A 22,660-nucleotide genomic window follows, 5' to 3' on the forward strand; every position below is an offset into this window, starting at 1 on the left:
TGAGAATGAAATTAGTGGCAGGATTTATAAATTGGCAAGTTAATCGCTAAATTTACATTTTCGAAAGAGGTCTAATACCTTTTTTGTTGTGCTTTGCGTGCCTTGAGCATTTTAGTATTCTCCAATAATTTAATTTTTGGATAACTTTCTTTGTAAACTATAACAAATCGCCATCAATAACATACTTATCCCAAAAGTGAGATTTAATAGCCTAGAGTGTTCATGCCCCAAAACACTCTCTTGAAACATCATCCCAACACTTATGACGGCAATCAACCAAAATAGCACGCTTAAAATTTTTACAACTTTAAGGGATAGTTGTGAAGATTTAGGCATGACTATTCTCACTGCTATTGTGGTTTGTATTATACGAAAAATTATTCATATTAGAATACTTTAGACCAACTTTAAGTTATGTTAAACTAAGTACAATTTTATTGTTGCACTCAAGCGATTATTATGACCACTTTTCAACCTGAATATCAAGCCAATCAAATTGAGCCAGAAATCCAACAAGATTGGGAAAAACGCCAAACTTTTAAAGTAGCTGATCATGCTACAGGCAAAAAACGCTATATTTTATCGATGTTCCCTTACCCAAGTGGCAAGCTACATATGGGACACGTGCGTAACTATACCATTGGCGACGTTTTAAGCCGTTTTTATCGTTTAAAAGGTGAGCAAGTTCTACAGCCAATGGGTTGGGATGCTTTTGGTCTGCCTGCGGAAAATGCTGCCATTGCCCATAAAGTCGCCCCTGCAAAATGGACGTTTGAAAATATCGACTATATGCGTAAGCAATTGAAAAGTTTAGGCTTAGCCGTGGATTGGTCGCGTGAATTTGCCACTTGTACGCCAGAATATTACCGTTGGGAGCAGTGGTTATTTGTTCAGTTATACAAAAAAGGCTTAATTTATCGCAAACTTTCTACCGTAAACTGGGATCCAGTGGATCAAACCGTTTTGGCAAATGAACAAGTAGAAAATGGTCGTGGTTGGCGTTCGGGTGCATTGGTAGAAAAGCGTGATATTCCAATGTATTACTTCAAAATCACCGATTATGCACAAGAGTTATTGGATGATTTAGATACCTTACAAGACGGCTGGCCACAACAAGTTTTGACCATGCAACGCAACTGGATTGGGCGTTCGCAAGGTATGGACATTACTTTCCCATCGGCGGATACCAGTATTTATGCCGATAGCGTCACCGTGTTTACTACACGTGCTGATACTTTGATGGGCGTAAGCTATTTGGCAGTGGCTGCTGAGCATCCGTTGGCGACTAAAGCAGCGGAGAATAATCCTGAACTACAAGCATTTATCCAAGAATGCCGTCAAGGTTCGGTTGCCGAAGCGGATTTAGCCACTGCTGAGAAAAAAGGCATGGCAACTGGTTTATTTGTTAAGCATCCTGTAACGGGTGAAAATGTGCCAGTTTGGGTGGCAAACTATGTGTTGATGTCTTACGGTTCGGGTGCGGTGATGGGTGTACCATCACACGATGAACGTGATTTTGAGTTTGCTAATAAATATGGCTTAAAAATTACCCAAGTAATTGATCATAATGGCGAAAGTTATGATGATAAAACTTGGCAAGAATGGTACGGTTTAAAACAAGGTCAATTGGTCAATTCGGGCGAGTTTAATGGTTTAAGCGTTGCTGATGCCTTTGATGCGATTTTGGCAAAACTTGAACCGCAAGGCTTGGCAAGCAAAAAAATCCAATTCCGTTTGCGTGATTGGGGCGTATCTCGTCAGCGTTATTGGGGTTGTCCGATTCCAATGATTAACTGCGAAAAATGTGGTAGCGTGCCAGTACCTGAGGATCAATTGCCAGTGGTATTGCCGACCGATGTCGTGCCTGATGGCTCGGGTAATCCGCTTAATAAAATGCCAGAATTCTATGAAACCACTTGTCCTTGCTGTGGTAGCCCTGCCAAGCGTGAAACTGATACTTTAGATACTTTTGTAGAGTCATCTTGGTATTATGCACGCTATGCATCGCCACAATTTGAGCAAGGCATGGTAGAAAAACAAGCTGCTGAAAATTGGTTACCAGTTAATCAATATATCGGCGGTGTGGAACACGCGATTTTGCATTTGTTATATGCTCGTTTCTTCCATAAATTGATGCGTGATGAAGGTTTAGTACACGGTAAAGAACCATTTGCCAATCTTTTAACACAAGGCATGGTATTGTCTAATGCTTATTATACCGCTGAGGGTGATAAGAAAATTTGGCACAATCCTGCTGATTTGAATTTTGAAAGAGATGATAAAGGGCGTGCGATTTCTGCGACTTTGAAAGCGGATGGCTCTGCGGTAGAATTTGGCGGTTTAGAAAAAATGTCTAAATCGAAAAATAACGGTGTCGATCCACAAGAAATCATTGATAGCTATGGTGCTGATACCGCTCGTGTATTTATGATGTTTGCTGCACCGCCTGACCAATCATTAGAATGGTCGGATGCAGGTATGGAAGGTTCAAACCGTTTCTTAAAACGTGTTTGGCGTTTGGCAGCGACCTTCTTAGAGCGTAATCCTGCGTTTAAAGTGGCTACTATCAATACTGCTGATTTAAGCAAAGATGCACAAGATTTACGCCGTAAAACCCATGAAACCATTGCCAAAGTCGGTGATGATATCGAACGCCGTCAAGCCTTTAACACGGCTGTGGCTGCCTTGATGGAATTGCTCAACAGTGTATCGAAATTTGAAGCCAAGTCGGCTGATGATGTGGCGGTAGAAGGTGAAGCAATTATTGATTTATTGGTGATTTTATCGCCATTTGCACCGCATTTAAGTCAGTCATTATTGGCGGAATTTGGCATTGATGCAACACAATGTGCATTCCCTGAAGTGGATGAATCGGCTTTAACTCGCAATACACAAGTGATTGTAGTTCAAGTGAATGGTAAATTGCGTGGTAAATTAGAAATCGCTGTGGATGCGTCAAAAGATGACATTTTAGCTCAAGCCAAAGCCTTACCAGAAGTGCAAAGCTATTTAGCCAATGGCATCAAAAAAGAAATCGTCGTGCCAAATAAATTGGTGAGTTTTGTGGTTTAATTAAAAACTTAACGATTTGATGAAAATAAGGGTGTATTGATTACGCCCTTATTTTTATGAATGCTTACAAGGATTAACACGCTACGCCAATCAACATTTCTGTTTGACTTACATTATGTTTGTCTAAATCTGCACGGCGTTGTAAAGGATCAGTACAACCACGAGGTAGAATATAGTCAATAGCAATTTTTTCAGCAATATCTTTATCAATTTTTTTAGCGTTTTCTTTACGTATCAGAATATAATAAGGTTGCTCAAAAGGTATAATATAAGTGTCTAAAATATAGCGTTCCTTGGCGAAATCCACCACTGCATGATTTTCATCGACAATATTGAGACCATTTGTGAGTGTATTGTGCTCGACATGTGTTGATTGGGGCATACTTTGACAAGCTGTTGAGAGTAGTAATGCACTAGCAATCAAACCTAATTTTTTAAACATAGAGAAATTCCATCAAATAATATGGGGGTGTTAAACATAACATCCATGATAGGTGTCGTGTAATTATACTGAAAAATCATTGCTATTTTTCATTAAAAAACAGTAAAATCAAAATTCTAAAAAATAAGTGATATGAGAATTTAGCGATGCTAAAAACTTTAACGATGTGTACTTTGATGACGGTAGCTTTGACCGCTTGTGGTTTTCAATTACGTGGTGTACAGCCCGATCTAGGTTCACAAGTCAAAAATATCACACAAAATAATCAATTCAATCAAGTTGCATATCCATATCTCAAGTTAGATTTACCATCATCAGCTCAAGCATTACAACAGCCTTTAGAGCTACAACTGGCTCGTATTGGCTCAAAAGTAGTGAATGACGATAAAGTTGCAGACGAGTTAAGCCATGACAAGGCATTAACTTTTCATACATTGGTGGTTCATGATTATCAATTACAACGACTACCACTACGTGGACGTTTGACTGAAGTGCAATTACGCATGAGTCTGTCTTTTGTGCTACAAGATAATCAAGGACAAACCATCACTGCACCACGCACACTGGTTACACAACGTAGTTATCAATACGACACCGCAACGATTAATACTGAAAATCAAGAAGAAAGTTATTTATTGCAACAAATGTATGATGATTTAGCAACGCAATTGGCTGCACAATTGTATTATCAACGCTTGCCTGCTGCATCTACTCAGATGCAAGATCAAGCACAGTAATCATTGCTTTTTATTATTTCATTATCCGATCATGAAGCTAGATTATCAACAAGCCTTGCAACGTATTGAGCAGCACCGTGGCGTATGGTTACTGCACGGTGCTGAGCCTTTACTTGAACAAAACTTACTTACAAAGTTTCGTAAATATTGGCAAGACAATGACATCGAACGTCAACGTTTCGAGTTGTCTGGTGTACAGGACTGGAAGCAGATTTTTTCTGCTTTAAATAGTTTATCGCTATTTTCCACACAATTGGCGATTGAAGTACATGGCAACATTAAACCCGACGCAACACTATTAAAACAACTTAAACAATTTATGCAACAGCCACAAGACAATAGTTTGATTGTGGTGTTTCCCAAACAAGATAGTCAAAGTCTAAAATCGGCTTTTGTACAAAGTATTGAAGCCAATGGTATTGTGGTTAATCTTAATCTTTACCACGACAAAGATTATGAAAAAATCTTAAAAATAGAAGCGGAAAAAATAGGTATACATCTCAGTCCTGATGCATGGAAATGGTTGTTATTTCATCATGAAAATAATTTATTGTCTGCACGCAACAGCTTGATGGCAGTAGCTGATAGCTTGGATGATACTACACAGCAAGTCGATATTGGACATCTACAACAGCATCTACAAGATCAATCACGTTATAGTAGTTTTGACTTAGGCGATGCTTGTTTAAAAGGTGACACTGTACATGCGTTAAAAATCTTGGCATTTTTATTGGCATCAGGCGAAGCCGCAACATTGATATTTTGGGTATTACAAAAAGAGATGCGTTTGTTGTTACAAATTTTTGAAAATCCACAAGATCTTTATCAGCTTGGTATTTGGAAAAATCAAATTCCCGTTTATCAGCAAGCGATACGTCGTTATCAACCAAAGCAATTGGTTCGTTGGTCGGGGTTACTACTTAAAACTGATGCAGCAATCAAAGGTATCGCAGGTAGCTTACCGATTGAGATATTATTAAAACAATTGGTTTTGGAATTATGCGGGCAGGTGACGGACTAAGCTTCGATTACCAAGTGTTTTACTTAAATTAATATTCAAAAATATTTGCTAGGCAAGGTTTTTTATCGTTTCAAAAACGTCTCTACTGAGCTGTTCGCCCTTGCTAAATTCCGCTAAATTCGCTAATCTAAAGGTTGAATCTGTTCGTTTAGATTTGGTCTAAATTGAGCATCAAATTTTGTTATTCAAGGAAATCTCATGACTGAACAACGTGATACCGAAAGCCTTATCCGTGATCAAATCGCCAAACATGCTGTATTATTGTACATGAAAGGCACACCACAATTTCCACAATGTGGTTTTTCAGCACGTGCTGTAGAAGTATTGAGCCAAATCGGTCGTCCATTCGCATTTGTAAATATTTTGGAAAACCCAGATATTCGTGCGACTTTACCAGGCATTGCTAACTGGCCAACTTTCCCACAATTATGGGTAAAAGGCGAGTTGATTGGTGGTAGCGATATCATGATGGAAATGTTCCAAAATGGTGAATTGCGTGAATTGATCGAAGCCAATACGCAACCTATTGATGCTTGATAAGATTTTTATCTGCTAAAAGTCAAAGCTCAAAAATAGCCCGAAAGAACAACGATTTTGTAAAAATTCTATCGTTCTTTCGGGCTGTATTTTTTTTAAATATGAGAAAATAAGCAATATCATAAGCTGAAAAAAATTTAAACTCATTTCGATAAATTTCAAGCGTGCGAAAAACAAAGTTCGTGTTACAATAGTCAACCTAGGACGTGCCTTGTGCATTTCACCCCTTTTGAAAATAGGATATAGCCCATGTTTGCAAATACCACAATTGCTGAATTTGATTCAGAACTTGCCAAAGCGATTACGGCAGAAGACCAACGTCAAGAAGCGCATATCGAACTGATCGCATCAGAAAACTATACATCGCCTGCGGTGATGGAAGCACAAGGCACAAAATTGACCAATAAATATGCCGAAGGTTATCCAACAAAGCGTTATTATGGTGGCTGTGAACACGTCGATGTGATTGAACAATTGGCAATCGACCGTGCAAAAGAATTATTTGGTGCGGATTATGCTAACGTGCAACCACACGCAGGTTCACAAGCAAACTCTGCTGTTTATCTAGCATTATTAGAAGCTGGTGATACGGTATTAGGTATGAGCTTGGCACACGGTGGTCACTTGACGCATGGTGCAAAAGTTAGCTTTTCAGGTAAAACCTATAATGCTGTACAATATGGCTTAAATGTTGAGACTGGCGAGATCGACTACGACGAAGTTGAACGTTTGGCACTTGAGCATAAACCGAAGATGATCATTGCAGGTTTCTCTGCTTATAGCCGTGTTGTGGATTGGCAAAAATTCCGTGACATCGCTGACAAAGTTGGTGCGTATTTGTTTGTGGATATGGCACACGTTGCAGGTTTGGTGGCAGCAGGTGTTTACCCAAGCCCAGTACAAATCGCTGACGTGACGACTACCACTACACACAAAACCTTACGTGGTCCACGTTCTGGTTTGATCTTGGCAAAAGCGAATCCTGAGATTGAGAAAAAATTGCAATCTGCGGTATTCCCAGGTAACCAAGGTGGTCCGTTAATGCACGCAATTGCTGCAAAAGCAGTATGTTTCAAAGAAGCCATGTCAGACGAATTTAAAGCATATCAACAACAAGTTGTAAAAAATGCGCAAGTGATGGCTGAAGTATTGCAACAACGCGGTTATGAAATCGTATCTGGCGGCACAGACAATCACTTGTTCTTATTGTCTTTGATTAAGCAAGACATCACAGGTAAAGATGCTGATGCGTGGTTAGGTCAAGCACATATTACTGTAAACAAAAACGCTGTGCCGAACGATCCACGTTCACCATTTGTCACTTCTGGTATCCGTATCGGTACACCAGCGGTAACGACGCGTGGTTTTGGTGAAGCGGAGGTGCGTGATTTGGCAGGTTGGATTGCTGATGTATTAGATAGCAAAGGTGATGAAGCCGTAATTGCTGATGTGCGTAGCAAGGTCGAAGCAGTATGTGCAAAATTCCCTGTTTATGCACCAAAATCAAAAGGTCAAGAGTTATTAAATACCATCAATAGCTATATTGACGAACAAGTTGGTGACAATGAATTGGTGAATACTGTACGTCAGAAAGCGTCTGAATTATCACAAAAACTGACTGAATTGACGCAAAAATTTGGTAAATAATTTATCAATTTATTTTGATAAGAAAAAGCGAGTTAATTGATTTGGCTCGCTTTTTTTGTAGCTAAATTTAATCACATTTGATTGGAGAGCATTGTGAATATAAAAACAATACATTTACCTGATGATTTTATTTATGAACAACTTGAACAGAATCTTGTAGAAAATAAACAAATTCTTGAAAAAATTTTAGCACAGAAAGTGACAGCTTCAAATTATGCTTTAACCAATTTATCAGGATTAGGTTTTGAATCACTTGGGCTTCTGGTTCTAATAGGCGAAGCAGGAAGTGATGAGGCTAAGATGTGGCTTGGGGTAGCTGCCTATGCAGAGAGCTATTCTTTGGAATTGGCGAATTATTCCGAAGGCTCAAAAGAGATCGAAGTTTTTATGCCGCCACGGGCAGAAAGTTTTTTTCGTCATAGCGTAGATCCAAATAGCACGGCTCATACAGGACGTTGGTTGAATGCTTTTTATCTTATGCTAATGCTGTACGAACCCAACATGCTTGATAATATTTTGATGAATATTCGAGATGAAATACTCAAAGCATCCAGTACCAAAGCACCAACATATTACTATTTGCAGGTAGCAGCAACGAAAGCACTCTATCAAAACCCAGCAAACGCGTTGGAAAAAATTATCGCAACAATGGAAGCTACACAGAATTTGCCAGAAAATGACCGTGAATATGCCGCTTATATTGCTATGCACGAATGTGGCATGATGGCTAAAATTGCGTTACAAGATGAGACTGGATTTAATGATGAAGTCGAGTTAGCTTTAAATAGCCACATAAAATATTATAGTGATGGAGAAACACGTCGCAATGCACCAGAGGCATGGATGTGTTTACCCGCATTCGGCTTATGTGCATTAGCGAGAAAGCGAGGCATGAAAATTACTGTTGATTCGCCTTACTTACCTTTGGCATTGATTACAAAATGAGATTTTACTTTCGAGATTCAAGAGAGTTATTAAGTGAGGAAACGGATTTTTCCCTGAAAGTAATATATACGTTACAAAAATTGAATAAGTTTGATATAAGATTTTACTTGATATATGGAAAATATTGATCACAGCGACAATTGATATTTTCTATATTTTTCATCACTAAAATCTGCTAAAAAAACACAATCAGCGGTAAATTATCAGCTATACTTATATTATTTAAAAAATTGTAATAATTGGTACATATTACAATTTTAACTATTCTTTTTAATTAACGTGAGTTCGGTTTAAAAAGATATATTTTTATCGTAATTATATGATTTTTAAAAAGTAGGGTGTGAAAAACATTGTTTCGCAAGACGCACCATTTTAATGCCGTTTTCTGAAAGGTGCGTAAGATGCACCCTACATACGAATTAAATTTACTTTTAAAATCAAATAATTAAATTTCAACTTATCCCGAACTCACGTTAATTAATTGTAAAACTTTCATTTTATCGTTATAGGGCTTATGGGCTAATTTAATGCGATATACATTTCTGACAATCTTCTTCATCCTCTTACAATTCCTTAGCTTTGGAGCAGGGCGTTGGCTACAATGGATGCTTAAGCCTTATGTGAATGCCAGTACACTACCATGGCTTATGGTTGCAGTATATGTAGTGGGTAATGGCTTGTTATTGCTGTCATTTTTGAGTTTTTTCCGCTCGGTGTCGTGGTGGTTGGCATTATTGTGGCTGTTATTATTGAGTACCTTATTTACCGCATTAATTTGGTGGGTGAGTAAACATTTTATTGCCCAAAACCAGCTCATTCATCTTATTCGTGGCGTGTCGATATTATCTTATATCGGTATGATTGGCTTTGCGATATTTAATGCCTATTCGCCTACTGTACGTTATCTGAATATTGAAATTGATAAACCGATGGCAAAACCAATGACTTTTGCTATGGTTAGTGATACGCATTTGGGTAAAATGGTGGGCAATCGCCAATTAGAAAAGTTATATCAAATCCTACAACAAAACCCTATTGATATCGTGCTGATTCCAGGGGATGTGATGGATGATGATACCACTGTTTTTGACAAAGAAAAAATGCAAGATAATTTTACCAAGATTGCCAAAAGTGCCAAACTCGGTGCATTTGCGACCTTGGGAAATCATGACTTGTATCGTACGCACGCTTTTGAATCCATTCAAAAAGATATACAGCAATCAGGCTTTCAGCTACTCAATGATCGTGCGGTATTGGTTGATGGGGTATGGATTGTGGGGCGATACGATGACCATCATCCTGAGCGTGCCAAAACAGTCGATCTACTTAAAGAAATTGATACAATCAAACCGGTGATTTTGTTGGATCACCGTCCAACCGAAATCGAACAACATCAAGACCTACCGATTGATTTACAAGTGTCGGGGCATACCCATGATGGGCAAGTTTTTCCTGCCAATTTTGTGGTAAAAATGATGTATCCATTGGCTTATGGGTATGAGCAACGTGGCAAAGGGCATTATGTGGTGTCGTCAGGTTTTGGTTTTTGGGGTATTCCGTTTCGTTTAGGCTCGCGTGCCGAAGTATGGATTATTACCATGACAGGTAAAAAAGCGTAATGGTAAAAATTACCTTTTTACTGTCAATCTTTAACAAATCATCAAAGACTTAATTTGCTTGATTTGTTAAAGTTATTGAATGATTTAATATTTTTATTTTTAGAGAGTTTGGAGAAAGTGATGCAAAATATGCGTATGTTACACACTATGTTGCGTGTGGTAGATTTGGAAAAATCATTAGATTTTTATCAAAATGTGTTGGGTATGAAATTATTACGCCGTAACGATTATGAAGAAGGGCGTTTTACGTTGGCTTTCGTTGGTTATGGCGATGAAGATACGCACACTGTTTTGGAACTGACACACAATTGGGATACCGATAGCTATGACCTTGGCAATGCTTATGGACATATTGCGATTGCTGTGGATGATGCGTATCAAGCCTGTGAAGAAATTAAAAAACGTGGCGGTAATGTGGTGCGTGAAGCAGGTCCGATGAAAGGCGGTAAAACTGTGATTGCTTTTGTTGAAGATCCAGATGGTTATAAAGTGGAATTAATTCAGCAAGATAAGTTTTTATTTGGTTAAAAATTCAAAATAGCGTACAGTATGGCTGTGCGTTATTTCTTAGATGGAACTGTTATTTATGCAAAAAATTTCAACATGCAAAGCAAGTAAATCAATCTATAAAAGTATAGCAGTACAAAAGATAAATCCACATTTATATATTAATTATCCTTATGGTACAACACGATACAGCATATCTTTATACAGCTCTCAACTTATACCATTAGATATTTTAGAAAATAATTTGTCGGAAAAATTTTATTATGAATATACTTTAGAGCCAAATTCTAAAGGTGAATTTGTGACATCAATTTATTTTGATGAAAATACAGTCAATGAATTAAAATTTATAATCCCAATTTTGATGCAATATGCTCACCATAATTCAGTATGGAGTTGTTTAACTACAGAAGATGAAATATGTGGAATGCATATGCCTGAATATATTCTTGCTTTGATAAAAGAAAAGTATATACTCGGATTTGATTTTTCAGTAATACTGATATAAATACAAGCGTTATGACTAATGGTATAATCATTTATAAGTAAGACTAGGTTTTAAGATGAATTTTTTATTTATTTGTTCCAAAAATCAATGGCGTAGCCCAACGGCAGAGCGTATTTTTAAAGACTATGCCAATCTCAATACTCGTTCAGCAGGCACAAGCCGTCAAGCTAAAAAGCCTGTATCAGCGAATGATATTGTCTGGGCGGATAAAATCTTTGTCATGGAACACAAACATAAACAACAAATTCAAGCCATGTTTCGCCAAGAATTAAAATTTAAAGAGACTATCGTATTGGATATTAGCGATGATTATCACTATATGGATGCAGAATTGATTGAAATTTTACAACAAAGTATGCAAGGCTATTTGGACAATTTAGACGGCTAAAATTGAAAAATTAAACTTGTAAAAATAAAAAATTGTCGCGAAATGCCAATTTTAACTGGCAAAGTTTTGTTAAACTAAAGCAAATTTTTTGACTGTAAAACTGAAAAGATGCTCAATTATACTGACTCGCAAATTAATCATTTCCAAAATACTGATTTTGAAAGCACTGATTTCCAAAGCAACGATTGCCAGAATTTATCCGATCAAGACTTTGACCGAATTCATCTTTGGCATCCATATACATCAATGCTCAAGCCTTTATCTACGCTGAAAGTCAAATCTGCTCAAGGTGTGTATTTGCATTTGGACAGTGGCGAACACTTGATTGATGGCATGTCGTCATGGTGGTGCATGATTCATGGCTATAATCATCCATTACTCAATCAAGCGATGATTGAACAAATACAGCAGATGTCGCATGTGATGTTTGGTGGTTTGACCCATCAGCCTGCGATTGATTTGGGGCGAGCATTACTCAAAACTTTACCATCGCATTTACAAAAAATCTTTTATGCCGATTCGGGTTCGGTGGCGGTGGAAGTCGCTTTAAAAATGGCAGTACAATATTGGTCAGCCCAAAATCAATCACAAAAAAATAATATCATTACCACACGTTCGGGCTATCATGGCGACACATGGAATGCTATGTCGGTTTGCGATCCGACCACAGGTATGCATCATATTTTTGGTGATAATTTACCAAAACGCATTTTTGTCCCTGCACCGCAATCACGTTTTGATGCTAAATATATCGCCAGTGATACGGCTGAATTAGAGCAAGTCTTGGCACAGCAACATCAACATATTGCAGCGATGATCATTGAGCCGATTGTACAAGGGGCAGGGGGGATGCGAATTTATCACCCTGAATATCTGCATCAAGTTGAAAAATTATGTAAAAAATACAATATCTTATTGATTTTGGATGAGATTGCTACAGGTTTTGGGCGTACTGGCAAAATGTTTGCATGTGAACATGCCGATGTACAAGCCGATATCATGTGTTTGGGTAAGGCTTTGACAGGTGGTTATATGACTTTATCCGCCACTGTCACCACCACGCATGTGGCAGAAATGATTAGCCAAGGGCAAGCAGGGGTGTTTATGCATGGCCCGACCTTTATGGCAAATCCGTTGGCATGTGCGTTAGCAAGGCAATCGATTGAAGTATTGCTGGCAAGTGATTGGCAAAATCAAGTGCAAAACATTGAAAAAAACTTGTCCGATTATCTCAAGCCATTACAAGACCTAGCACAAGTGGCAGATGTGCGAGTGTTGGGGGCGATTGGGGTGGTGGAAATGCAACAAGCGGTAGATATGCAAAAAATCCAAGCCTTATGTTTGCAATATGGCATTTGGATTCGTCCGTTTGGACGGTTGGTGTATGTCATGCCACCATTGGTTATCAATCAACAAGAATTAGAAAAATTATTAAGCGGTGTGCAGGAAGTGGTGAAGTTTTTTGTTTAAGTGAAAACCGTGTTTGCTCAATGCCAACACGGTTTATTTTTGCATAGATGTCTAAAGCAACGTCACCCTATTAAAATGTATTATTTGCCAATCTATTGTCAATTTTTATTTTTGCATGGATTAATTTTTGCCAATAAGTGTAATAGCTGCTTTAATTTTGCTGCAGGCAAGACTTGAATATACATATGTTGGCGATATAAATCTTGTGCTTTTTTCAGTTGCTCTGGTTGATCTACTTCATTTTCGATTCGCTTGAACCATGTCAAAATCGGTTCATTATGTATACGTTGTAAATTATATTTTGCAAGGCGTGATGAAAGATTTTGCAAGGTCTTGTCCAATGCAGACTGCTTGACACGTTGTCCACGATTCAGCCACCACACCATCAAACCAATCATCACAATAATGCTGACCAGCATCACCAATAGTTGTTGTGAAAGATTTTGAATAGATAATTTCTGCAACCAATTGGCTTGGCTTTCTTGGTCATAGCCAACGATTTTACTTTGCCATTGATAGTTGGCATAGTCTGACATGGCACGCAATTGGGTGAGCCATTGTCCTTGGGCTTGGCTTAAAAAATTACCGCCATAGACATCATTATTCTGTGCTGAATAATCTTGCATACCTTGTTCGATACGCTCAGGGGCAATGGCTGCTGTAGGGTCGATACGTACCCATCCTTGACCCTCGAACCATACTTCTGTCCATGCATGAGCATCTAGTTGGCGTACTTCCCAAGACTGACCATCAATGCCAAATTTCCCGCCTTGATAACCTACCACAACACGTGCTGGCACACCTGCCATACGCATGAGGTTGGTATAAGCGAAAGCATAATGTTCGCAAAAACCCGCACGTGTCCCAAATAAAAAATCATCTACACGTTGAGTGCCAAGCTTTTGGGGAGCAAGAGTATAGGAAAAATTTTCTCGACGAATCCAATCTAGTACAGCTTGGGCATACTGTTGCGGATTTTGTCCAGCTTGGTTGAACATCTCATTTGCCAAAGTTTGGCTGCGTGGATTAAAGCCACTTGGAACAGCCAAATATTTTTGGCGTTCTTGCTCGTCAAGCTGAAGGTTAGCAATGGGATGAGATTTGATCCACATCAAATCAAACTGACGACGACTTTCTAGATTAAATGGTAGGCGTACACTTAAGTCTCGGTGTAATAATAGCGGATTATAACCAATACTATGCTCTAGCGCATAACTCCAGCTCTGCTGAGTTGGTTCAATAATCATTTTATAATCAATGGTATCTAGAGTATTATCCGTACCTTTTGGGGTATACCATTTCGGCATTTGTTGTGCCACAGGTCGGTTTTCATGAATGAGTGCAACGTTGTTCCCACGATTGCCACGTAACATACTCGGATCACGTCGCCATGTTGTACCATCATAATTATCCAATGTCATGGCACGCCAATACAAATCCGATTTATTTGGTAACTGACCTTGTGGGAATAACACACGGAATGCCAAAGCCCCTGATTGTGACAATTGAGAAATATCGCCTGGTGACATCTCATCACTTACACCCGTTTTTGCCACATCACTTGGCGTTGGAATACTCCAAAGTGGTGGGAAACGTGGCATAAATACAAACAGAGCAATCATTAATGGCAAAGCAATACCAACCAATTTAAGTACTGAAAATACCGTTTGTTTTGCCAAAACTGATTTTTTGACAGGTTGCTCAATGACTTCCTGATAAGCATGATGATCGTTTTGTAATCGATATAGGCTATAAAAGCAACTTAATACACCAATAAATCCTGCAATACCAACCAATAAATTTTGACTATATAAAAATAAACTGGCAACAATAAATAAGGCAAAATTCAGTAATACAATCGCATCACGATAAGTTTTGGTTTCGAGTGATTTGCTAAATAATACCCATGCTAATAATGCACAGCCAGCATCAACACCCAAAAATGTTTTAAAATTAGTATAAATAATCACTAATCCTAGTGCAAATGTTCCAAATATAATTTTACTTTTTTGAATTTTTTCAATTGATTTATTTTGCCAAATATAATATTGAAATATTATTGAAAATAAAGCAATGATTATCGATAACGCAATTGGCATAAAAAACATATGCGGAATCAATACAGCAAATAAACTCAGCAATAAGGCTTGTTGATTACGAATATCTAGTTTGGCTTTTGAATAACTCAGATTTTTATTTGATATATTCTCATTGTGTAAACCATCTGATTGTTTAGCAGCAGATTTAAATATATGATTAAACATATTATGGCTCCTGTGCTAATAATAGTTTGGCTTGATAAATATGGTCGTTTCCTTGAGCATAAGCTAAAGTCCGACTTGGTAAGGTCAAACTGAAAGCACGATTTTGACTTTGACATTGTTCAACCAAAAACATCAGTTCACTCAATTTATCTTCATGTCCATTTGATGGCATATCTTGATATTTTAAATGTACCTGATTTTGTTCAAATTGTTCAAACTGCTTGACCAATAAACCACGCCCTTTGGCGTATTGTTGCCATGCCACACGGTTCAACGGATCGCCACTATGATATTCTCGTAAATGACTAAAATCTTCCATGCCTTGTTTTTGTTGGTTATTATTCAAACCATATTTATATAAATCTACACTGCGAGGCTGTGGTGCAATCCAAATTTGATACTTTGGATAAATATAACTCCACGCACGGACAATCGCAAAAGGATAAACACTATAAAAATAAAAACGAGGTAGGACATATAAACCACGTTGTTGTGGCAAGTCAGTGAATAATACATCGATAGCTTGATTTAAAGTACTGATTTTTTTGCTTGTCCTAGATATTCACAACGTAAATGTAAATGCGTTTGTTTGGCTTTAGGTTTAAAATGAAACTTTAAATCCAAGGCATGACCGACTTGTCCTAATTCAGGTAATTTGAGTTGAATAGTTAAACCATAAAGTTGCTTAAATGCCAAATAAAAACTGAGCAGTAGCAAACTGACACATAAAAAACATAAGCCTAAAATAAGGTTATTACCATAATTAATCCCTGCGATAAAAGTACATACCAGTAATAATACAAATAATATGCCTTCACGGCTAATAAAGACAAAAACGTCATTTTGTTGCAGTGTTTTTTGATCTGCGACAGTTAGACGTTTTTTAAACCAATGGTCGATTTTATTTTTAAAAAAATTCATATAATTTGTACTGACTGATAATACAACCTAGTGTGATGAATATTTAACGCTATCTAACATTAAATATTAATGATGAATTACAACACTTTGCATTCCTTTGTACACTTCTAGATCAGAAAGTTGCATACGGTGAGCGACTACAGCCACGAATACCGCTTGTACATCTTCATGGATCACATACATGCGACCTTGTACGATAGCATAGGCTTGGGCAGCACGTTTTAAAGCCAACAAACCACGTGTCGATAAACCATGAGCCTTGCCACGCGTCCAAGCGGTCAAGTCCAGTAAATAATCCAAAATCGCATCAGACAAATGTACTTGCTCGCGTAAATGCTGTAATGCCAAGACACTGTCGCTATCCAAAATTGCTGCGGTGTGATCAAGCAATTCACGGCGGTCTTCACCTTTGAGCAAAGCTCGTTCTGCACCGACAGATGGATAACCCATTGATAATCGCATCAAAAAGCGGTCAAGCTGCGACTCGGGCAAAGGGTAAGTGCCTGATTGTTGTAATGGGTTCTGCGTTGCCAATACCCAAAATGGCTTCGGCAAGACATGACGAACGCCTTCAACCGAAACCATGCCTTCTTCCATGGCTTCGAGCAATGCACTTTGCGTCTTTGGGCTACTGCGATTGATTTCATCTGCTAATAGAATTTGGCTAAAAATCGCCCCTTGATTAAATTCAAATTGTGCTTTTTCAGGGTGAAAAATATTGCTACCAATAATGTCGCTCGGCAATAGGTCATTGGTAAACTGAATACGCTGATAAGCCAAGCCCGATAAGGTTGCCAAAGATTGTGCAAGCGTAGTTTTACCCAAACCAGGCAAATCTTCAAATAACACATGCCCATTGGCGATCAAGCTACATACGGCAAGTTGGATTTGTTGTGGTTTGTCTAAGACAATTTGATTAAGCTGTTTAATATAAGTCAGCAATTTAGGATAAATAACTGAGAGCTTATTCTCTAAATCCTGCAATGATGCAGTATCGATACTTTGTTGCGTGGTGCTATTGTTGTGATGTGCAGTAGAATTCTTTTGCCAAAACATTTTTCATCTCAAAAAATTGGATATTTACACCTAAATTGTATAGCATTTCATCATAATAGAGTATGGTAAAATTGTTAAATAGATTTAAAAGTTATTTTTTATAGATAAAATCGATTTAAATTTTCAATAGATTTCTTGCGAATCTAGGTTTTCCGCAACCCTTCGACAAGCTCAGGGTGAAAGGAAAACTATATTTAATTTTGTCCCTTTACTTAGCCTAAAAAGAACCTAAATCTTATCCATCAAATCAAATTCTATCAAAAATAAAAAAAGCCATTATTTGCACATAATGACTTGATATTAAAAGTAAAATTGGTGAACGTATATCTATGGATTTGGTATAACTTCAGGCATAGATGATGAGTGATGTGTTTGAACCAACCACTTTTTTCCATCCCAAATATAAGTAAAGCTATAACGTGCATCAATGACATCTTCACTTTGATCAAAAGTAAGCGTATACGTGCCTACGTCGAATGCAGTATTGCAGCCGAGTCTGATTGTACGTGAATTGACTGTTGCGTGTGGACGATGCTTCAAAAAAGAATCCAAATACTCTTTTTTCTCAGCATATGTAAAACGCACTTTGTTGGATACGGTTGGAATCAATACAGAGTCCTTTGCATAATTGCTGAGTACAGTATTTGAGTTACCTGTTTTTAAGGTTTTGTTCCATCGTTCAAACAATGTAGCGATTTCCGCTTCTGACGTGACTTTACAGACTTGAGATACAACTTTTGTTTTATTATTAGAAGGTGGTTTTGCATCAGCGGCAACACTAGTCATGCCTATTAATAAAGCGAAACAGCTTAAGAAATGCTTGTGATACATAAGTGCTCCGTAAAATAAAATTTGACCTATGACAATACAAGGTCACAAACATTTACTAAATTAAATAAAATCATACTATAATAATACATATTGTCAAATATTTTATCGATCTGGTCATTTTTGCACAAAGGTCTAGGGTTTGGGTAAACCGATGATTCAGAAATGGCATGATTTGATCGCAAAATCTAATTTAGAGGTATTGTTTGGTACAGTTTTTTATGAAAAGTATCTGAAAATACAAGATATTTTGCATAAAAGATGTTCTTAAAATGAGAGATTAATTTTCTCATAAAAGGTGTTATCACCAGTACATTTATGCTAAAATTTAGCACACTTCACTTTTCTAAAGCAAATAGATAGAGCAATTATGAGCGCATCGGAATTGAACGGAAATAAAAGCACACCCCCTAAGAATGTGGGTTTAAAAACTTGGCAAATGGTACTGATAGGCATATCTTTACTGCTTATAGGCGTATTGTTGGGCAAAGTCTTTAGTCAATCGAATAAGCAAGGTACGTCAAATAATACGACCACAGCAAATGGTACCACGCCTGCGAGCTCAGAAAAAAATGCAGCATTGACTGTGGAAACGATCGTCCCGAGTATGCAGAGCATTAGTAATAATATTATTGCTCAGGGTGTCATTGAGGGTAAGGAAGTATTACAACTCAGCCCACGTGTCAATGGTGTTGCGATAGAAAGTGTTTTGGTTAAAGAAGGCGATTATGTACGTCAAGGTCAGGTGCTTGCAACCTTTGATCAACGTCAGCAACAGCAACAGCAAAAGCAATCACAGGCTGATATTTTGGAAGCCCAAGCACGATTAGAAAAAGCCACAGCAGATTTGGCACGTGTTGAGCCACTTTTGACAGACAATGCAGTAAGCCGTCAAGAAGTCGATGCCTATCGTACAGCAAAAAAACAAGCACAAGCTGCTTTGATTGCGGCACAAGCCCGTGCAGAAGGAAGCCAAATTAATATTCAAAATAGTCGTTTAGTCGCTCCAGTATCAGGTCTGATTCATGCACGTCGTGCCGAAGTGGGTATGCTGACTTCAGGTGCACCATTATTTGATTTGATTAAAAATAATGAATTGGAATGGCAAGCAACTTTAAGTCCGTTAGACAGTGCAAAAGTCACGATTGGTACACAAGCTCTGATTAATTTGCCAAATGGACAGCAGGCGACAGGACAAGTCGAGCGTATTTCTGCGAATGCAACACAAAGCCGTGAAATGACAATACATGTTGCCTTACAACAAAACACTGCAATCAAAGTGGGTTTGTTCCAACGTGGGCAATTTGTAATTGGTGAGAAACGTGGCATAAGCGTTCCTGCGACTGCGATTAGTAGTTATGACGGTAAAGATTATGTGTGGCAGGTCAAAATGGTTGAACGTGATGCTTATCAGGTCAATCGAGTACCTGTACAAGTGCTACAACGCCATGGTGATCAAGCTATGATAGAAGGAATTACTGCATCAAGTATGCTCGTTAAGCAAGGTGCAAACTTCTTAAATGACGGTGATTATGTGCGTGTTGTGAATACACATTCGCAAGCAGCAAGCAGTCCAGCAACGACTGACACAAATACTACAGTCAAACCATAAGGATAAAGCGATATGAACGTTTCGGCTTATTCTATACGCAATCCTTTGGTGGCGATTTTGCTATTTATTTTGCTGACCATGGGTGGTTTATTTGCGTTTAAGCAAATGAAAATCCAACAATTTCCTGATATTGATTTTCCAGGCGTTGTGGTAACGGTAACTTTACCTGGTGCAGCACCTGCACAGCTTGAAAATGATATTGCTAAACCTTTAGAAAATAAACTGGCAAGCATTGAAGGTTTAAAACATATGCGTACCACCCTACAAACTGGGGCGGTCACCATTCATTCCGAGTTTAAACTGGAAAAAGACATTCAAGAAGCAGTTGATGATGTGCGTTCTGCGGTGAATGAGGCACGTGGTAATTTGCCAGCAGCAGCCAATGAACCGATTATCACCAAAGTTTCTACAGCAGGTTTCCCTGTGGTGACTTATTCCGTCTCTGCCAAAAATATGAGCGTATCAGATTTGTCTTGGTATGTGGATGATACGTTAAATAAGCGTCTGTCAGATATTCAAGGTGTCGGCAAAATCAATCGTATTGGTGGTGTTACACGTATTATCACTGTGCATCCTGACGTAGGGGTCTTAAATAGCTTAAAGATGCCAATCAGTAAATTGTCCGAGCAAATCTTTGCCACACAACAGGACAGCACTGGCGGTGAATCAAAAATTGGTAATAGTAACCAAACCATTCGGGTATTGGGTGCAGCTCAAAGCATTGATGATTTACATCAATTACAAATCACTACACCACAAGGTCAGGCTTTAACATTATCTAGTTTTAGCCAAATTAAAGATAATATCGCTGACCCAACATCATTGGCAAAACTCAATCAAGATACCGTTGTGGCATTTAATGTGATGCGTGCCAGAGGTGCCAGTGAAGTTGATATTGTCAATGCAATAGACGCAGAAATTGCCAAAATTAAACAATCTCAACCAAATATCCAAATTGAAAAAGTCTACGACCGTTCTCAGCCAGTTCATGATGACTATAAAGCATCCATGCAGATGCTGATCGAGGGTACGATTTTAGCGGTATTGGTGGTGTATCTATTTTTACGCAATTGGCGTGCGACTTTTGTGGCAGCGGTTGCGTTGCCTTTATCGATTATTCCGACCTTTTTGGCGATGTATTTATTTAACTTTAGTTTAAATATTATCTCACTTTTGGCATTGTCTTTAGTGATTGGGGTGTTGGTCGATGATGCCATTGTGGAAGTAGAAAACATCATGCGACATTTACGCATGGGTAAAACGCCTTATGAGGCAGCCATGGAAGCCGCTGATGAGATTGGTTTGGCGGTGATTGCCACCACATTTACACTGATCGCGGTATTTTTACCGACTGCATTTATGAGTGGTGTAGTTGGACAGTTCTTTAAGCAATTTGGCTGGACAGCAGCTTTGGCGATATTTGTTTCATTGTTGGTAGCACGTTTGATTACGCCAATGATGGCAGCTTATATTCTCAAACCTGAACCAAATAAGATTGAAAAAATCGGTCATGTCATGCGTAATTATTTGGGCATGGTGAAATGGACGTTGAATTATCGTTGGCTGACTTTATTCGTGACTCTGCTTTTGTTTGTCGGTTCGTTGAGCCTTGCAGGTAGATTACCGAATGCCTTTATTCCACCAGATGATACCAGCGAAACCCGTGTGGCGATTGAGCTAACGCCTGACGCAACCATTCATGATACCGCTCGTATCGCTGATTTGGCATACCAACAAATCATTCAAGTTGAGGGTGTGGAAAAAGTCTTGACCAGCATCGGTACATCGGGTGCGAGCATGGACAGCCGCAGTGCTGCTGCAGGGACATTGAATACGGCAAGCTTGGATATCGTACTAAAACCACGTCATCAACGTCCAGACAAGACCAAGATTGAAAAGCAAATCCTTGAGCAGCTACAAAAAGTACCAAGTGCTAGATTTACGGTAGGTCTGTCCGCAGGTGGTGAGTCAGGTTATAGTTTTTCTTTGACCAGTAATGATCCTGTAATGTTAGATCAAACGGCAACACGCCTTATCGAAGAAATTCGCGGCTTATCTATGGTGGCTGAGGTCAGTAGTAATAAGAGCTTGCCAAAGCCTGAGTTGCAAGTGATTCCAAATCGTATGGCATTGGCAGATCAAGGTGTTACAACGATGAGCCTTGCTGATACTTTACGAATTGCAACGCAAGGTGATTATGATCAGCGTCTTGCCAAGCTCAATTTAGATACACGACAGTTGCCAATTATCGTGCGTCTACCTGATGAAAATAAACAAGACATTAACGCTTTGAGTCAGCTCTATGTGCCGAGTCAGCGTCCTGAAGGCGTAAAAATTGGTGACGTTGCAGAGCTGAATTACTCTGCTGGGGCAGCAGAGATGCGTCGTTTTGACCGTGAGCGTGCGATCAAAATTACTGTTCATTCTAATAATGGACAATTGGGAGACTTGGTCAAAGCAGTAAAATCTACGCCAACCATGAAAAATCTATCAAATAGCATCACTGTGATTGACGAGGGTCAAGCAGAAAGCATGAAAGAACTATTTACTGGTTTTGTCATTGCTATGGCAGTGGGGATTTTCTGTATTTTTGGTGTTTTGATTTTATTGTTCCACAAAGTATTACAGCCGTTTACTATTTTGATGGCGTTGCCGTTGTCGATTGGTGGGGCATTTATCGGTTTGATTGTGACCAATAGTAGCTTGTCGATGCCGTCGATGATTGGCTTTATCATGCTGATGGGGATTGCCACCAAAAACTCGATTTTGTTGGTGGATTATGCCATTACCGCAGAAACTGAACATGGACTGAATCGTACTGAGGCGATTTTGGATGCGTGTCGAAAACGTGCTAGACCAATTATCATGACCACGATTGCCATGGGTGCAGGTATGTTGCCTTTGGTATTTGGTTGGGGTGGTGCAGACCCAACGTTCCGTCAGCCGATGGCGGCAGCGGTATTGGGTGGTTTGATTACATCGACATTCTTAAGTTTGGTGGTGATTCCAGTAGTCTATACTTTGATGGATGATTTATCAGGCTTTTTTAGACGTAATAAAGCAGTGGTGCAAAGTTAAAAAATAGG

19 protein-coding genes are annotated in these 22,660 nt (G+C 38.6%); 13 read left to right on the plus strand and 6 right to left on the minus strand.

Annotated elements, in window-relative coordinates; translation table 11 throughout:
• The first annotated feature begins 459 nt into the window (after positions 1 to 459).
• Complete coding sequence (gene leuS / locus ACEYX7_RS03760) at positions 460 to 3,072, plus strand: leucine--tRNA ligase (RefSeq protein WP_374806653.1); 2,613 nt, start codon at positions 460 to 462, stop codon at positions 3,070 to 3,072.
• 73 nt (positions 3,073 to 3,145) lie between these two features.
• On the opposite strand, the gene ACEYX7_RS03765 is transcribed toward leuS, so the two are convergent.
• Positions 3,146 to 3,514, minus strand: coding sequence for a hypothetical protein (locus tag ACEYX7_RS03765; protein ID WP_374900219.1), 369 nt, complete (start codon positions 3,512 to 3,514; stop codon positions 3,146 to 3,148).
• Positions 3,515 to 3,660: 146 nt separating this feature from the next.
• Here ACEYX7_RS03765 and ACEYX7_RS03770 point away from each other — a divergent pair, with 146 nt between their 5' ends.
• The 10 genes from ACEYX7_RS03770 (at position 3,661) to bioA (ending at position 12,893) form a co-directional block, all read left to right on the plus strand.
• Positions 3,661 to 4,251, plus strand: a complete 591-nt coding sequence (locus tag ACEYX7_RS03770) for an LPS-assembly lipoprotein LptE (protein WP_374803024.1) — start codon at positions 3,661 to 3,663, stop codon at positions 4,249 to 4,251.
• Between the two features lie 31 nt (positions 4,252 to 4,282).
• Positions 4,283 to 5,272 (plus strand): DNA polymerase III subunit delta, encoded by a 990-nt coding sequence (gene holA, locus ACEYX7_RS03775; RefSeq protein WP_374803022.1) that lies wholly within the window; start codon positions 4,283 to 4,285, stop codon positions 5,270 to 5,272.
• Between the two features lie 198 nt (positions 5,273 to 5,470).
• Positions 5,471 to 5,809: a Grx4 family monothiol glutaredoxin gene (gene grxD / locus ACEYX7_RS03780; protein ID WP_374803020.1), complete on the plus strand. Its 339-nt coding sequence runs from the start codon at positions 5,471 to 5,473 to the stop codon at positions 5,807 to 5,809.
• A gap of 249 nt (positions 5,810 to 6,058) precedes the next feature.
• Positions 6,059 to 7,456, plus strand: a complete 1,398-nt coding sequence (gene glyA, locus ACEYX7_RS03785) for a serine hydroxymethyltransferase (protein ID WP_374806652.1) — start codon at positions 6,059 to 6,061, stop codon at positions 7,454 to 7,456.
• Between the two features lie 93 nt (positions 7,457 to 7,549).
• Positions 7,550 to 8,401, plus strand: a complete 852-nt coding sequence (locus tag ACEYX7_RS03790) for an immunity 49 family protein (RefSeq protein WP_374806650.1) — start codon at positions 7,550 to 7,552, stop codon at positions 8,399 to 8,401.
• A gap of 527 nt (positions 8,402 to 8,928) precedes the next feature.
• Positions 8,929 to 10,020 (plus strand): metallophosphoesterase, encoded by a 1,092-nt coding sequence (locus tag ACEYX7_RS03795; protein WP_374803014.1) that lies wholly within the window; start codon positions 8,929 to 8,931, stop codon positions 10,018 to 10,020.
• 129 nt (positions 10,021 to 10,149) lie between these two features.
• Positions 10,150 to 10,548 carry a lactoylglutathione lyase gene (gloA, locus tag ACEYX7_RS03800; protein WP_374803040.1) on the plus strand — a complete coding sequence of 133 codons (399 nt, stop codon included), beginning with the start codon at positions 10,150 to 10,152 and terminating at the stop codon, positions 10,546 to 10,548.
• A 58-nt stretch (positions 10,549 to 10,606) separates the two neighbouring features.
• A complete protein-coding gene (locus tag ACEYX7_RS03805; protein WP_374803012.1) occupies positions 10,607 to 11,035 on the plus strand; it encodes a hypothetical protein in 429 nt (142 codons plus the stop codon).
• 55 nt (positions 11,036 to 11,090) lie between these two features.
• The gene (locus ACEYX7_RS03810) at positions 11,091 to 11,423 is read left to right on the plus strand and encodes a low molecular weight protein tyrosine phosphatase family protein (RefSeq protein ID WP_374803010.1); all 333 of its coding nucleotides are present in this window, start codon (positions 11,091 to 11,093) and stop codon (positions 11,421 to 11,423) included.
• Positions 11,424 to 11,531: 108 nt separating this feature from the next.
• On the plus strand, positions 11,532 to 12,893 hold the full coding sequence (gene bioA / locus ACEYX7_RS03815; protein WP_374803008.1) for an adenosylmethionine--8-amino-7-oxononanoate transaminase: 1,362 nt from the start codon (positions 11,532 to 11,534) through the stop codon (positions 12,891 to 12,893).
• Positions 12,894 to 12,991: 98 nt separating this feature from the next.
• Here the strand turns inward: bioA and ACEYX7_RS03820 are convergent, their stop codons facing one another.
• The 5 genes from ACEYX7_RS03820 to ACEYX7_RS03840 all read right to left on the minus strand — a co-directional run bounded on the left by ACEYX7_RS03820 (position 12,992) and on the right by ACEYX7_RS03840 (position 17,920).
• Entirely contained in the window at positions 12,992 to 15,157 is a 2,166-nt protein-coding gene (locus tag ACEYX7_RS03820; RefSeq protein WP_374806648.1) for a transglutaminase TgpA family protein, read from the minus strand.
• 1 nt (position 15,158) lies between these two features.
• Positions 15,159 to 15,656, minus strand: a complete 498-nt coding sequence (locus tag ACEYX7_RS03825; protein ID WP_374900220.1) for a DUF58 domain-containing protein — start codon at positions 15,654 to 15,656, stop codon at positions 15,159 to 15,161.
• 29 nt (positions 15,657 to 15,685) lie between these two features.
• Positions 15,686 to 16,078, minus strand: a complete 393-nt coding sequence (locus ACEYX7_RS03830; protein WP_374900221.1) for a hypothetical protein — start codon at positions 16,076 to 16,078, stop codon at positions 15,686 to 15,688.
• Positions 16,079 to 16,144: 66 nt separating this feature from the next.
• Complete coding sequence (locus ACEYX7_RS03835; protein WP_374900222.1) at positions 16,145 to 17,134, minus strand: AAA family ATPase; 990 nt, start codon at positions 17,132 to 17,134, stop codon at positions 16,145 to 16,147.
• Between the two features lie 327 nt (positions 17,135 to 17,461).
• Positions 17,462 to 17,920, minus strand: coding sequence for a DUF4440 domain-containing protein (locus ACEYX7_RS03840; protein ID WP_374803000.1), 459 nt, complete (start codon positions 17,918 to 17,920; stop codon positions 17,462 to 17,464).
• Between the two features lie 412 nt (positions 17,921 to 18,332).
• On the opposite strand from ACEYX7_RS03840, the gene ACEYX7_RS03845 reads away from it, so the two are divergent.
• Both ACEYX7_RS03845 and ACEYX7_RS03850 read left to right on the plus strand, forming a co-directional pair.
• Positions 18,333 to 19,574: an efflux RND transporter periplasmic adaptor subunit gene (locus tag ACEYX7_RS03845; RefSeq protein ID WP_374802998.1), complete on the plus strand. Its 1,242-nt coding sequence runs from the start codon at positions 18,333 to 18,335 to the stop codon at positions 19,572 to 19,574.
• Positions 19,575 to 19,586: 12 nt separating this feature from the next.
• Positions 19,587 to 22,652, plus strand: a complete 3,066-nt coding sequence (locus ACEYX7_RS03850; protein ID WP_374802996.1) for an efflux RND transporter permease subunit — start codon at positions 19,587 to 19,589, stop codon at positions 22,650 to 22,652.
• Positions 22,653 to 22,660 lie beyond the last annotated feature (8 nt).

The sequence above is a fragment of the Hubeiibacter jixunmingi genome, from assembly GCF_041928215.1.
Taxonomy (GTDB): Bacteria; Pseudomonadota; Gammaproteobacteria; order Pseudomonadales; family Moraxellaceae; genus Acinetobacter.

Excerpts from the sequence above, each read along its gene's own strand:
- glyA (WP_374806652.1), top strand. The coding sequence starts at position 6,059 with ATGTTTGCAAATACCACAATTGCTGAATTTGATTCAGAACTTGCCAAA.
- leuS (WP_374806653.1), top strand. The coding sequence starts at position 460 with ATGACCACTTTTCAACCTGAATATCAAGCCAATCAAATTGAGCCAGAA.
- bioA (WP_374803008.1), top strand. The coding sequence starts at position 11,532 with ATGCTCAATTATACTGACTCGCAAATTAATCATTTCCAAAATACTGAT.
- ACEYX7_RS03805 (WP_374803012.1), top strand. The coding sequence starts at position 10,607 with ATGCAAAAAATTTCAACATGCAAAGCAAGTAAATCAATCTATAAAAGT.
- ACEYX7_RS03845 (WP_374802998.1), top strand. The coding sequence starts at position 18,333 with ATGAGCGCATCGGAATTGAACGGAAATAAAAGCACACCCCCTAAGAAT.
- ACEYX7_RS03770 (WP_374803024.1), top strand. The coding sequence starts at position 3,661 with ATGCTAAAAACTTTAACGATGTGTACTTTGATGACGGTAGCTTTGACC.
- grxD (WP_374803020.1), top strand. The coding sequence starts at position 5,471 with ATGACTGAACAACGTGATACCGAAAGCCTTATCCGTGATCAAATCGCC.
- gloA (WP_374803040.1), top strand. The coding sequence starts at position 10,150 with ATGCGTATGTTACACACTATGTTGCGTGTGGTAGATTTGGAAAAATCA.
- ACEYX7_RS03830 (WP_374900221.1), bottom strand. The coding sequence starts at position 16,078 with ATGAATTTTTTTAAAAATAAAATCGACCATTGGTTTAAAAAACGTCTA.
- ACEYX7_RS03795 (WP_374803014.1), top strand. The coding sequence starts at position 8,929 with ATGCGATATACATTTCTGACAATCTTCTTCATCCTCTTACAATTCCTT.
- ACEYX7_RS03765 (WP_374900219.1), bottom strand. The coding sequence starts at position 3,514 with ATGTTTAAAAAATTAGGTTTGATTGCTAGTGCATTACTACTCTCAACA.
- holA (WP_374803022.1), top strand. The coding sequence starts at position 4,283 with ATGAAGCTAGATTATCAACAAGCCTTGCAACGTATTGAGCAGCACCGT.
- ACEYX7_RS03835 (WP_374900222.1), bottom strand. The coding sequence starts at position 17,134 with ATGTTTTGGCAAAAGAATTCTACTGCACATCACAACAATAGCACCACG.
- ACEYX7_RS03850 (WP_374802996.1), top strand. The coding sequence starts at position 19,587 with ATGAACGTTTCGGCTTATTCTATACGCAATCCTTTGGTGGCGATTTTG.
- ACEYX7_RS03840 (WP_374803000.1), bottom strand. The coding sequence starts at position 17,920 with ATGACTAGTGTTGCCGCTGATGCAAAACCACCTTCTAATAATAAAACA.
- ACEYX7_RS03810 (WP_374803010.1), top strand. The coding sequence starts at position 11,091 with ATGAATTTTTTATTTATTTGTTCCAAAAATCAATGGCGTAGCCCAACG.
- ACEYX7_RS03820 (WP_374806648.1), bottom strand. The coding sequence starts at position 15,157 with ATGTTTAATCATATATTTAAATCTGCTGCTAAACAATCAGATGGTTTA.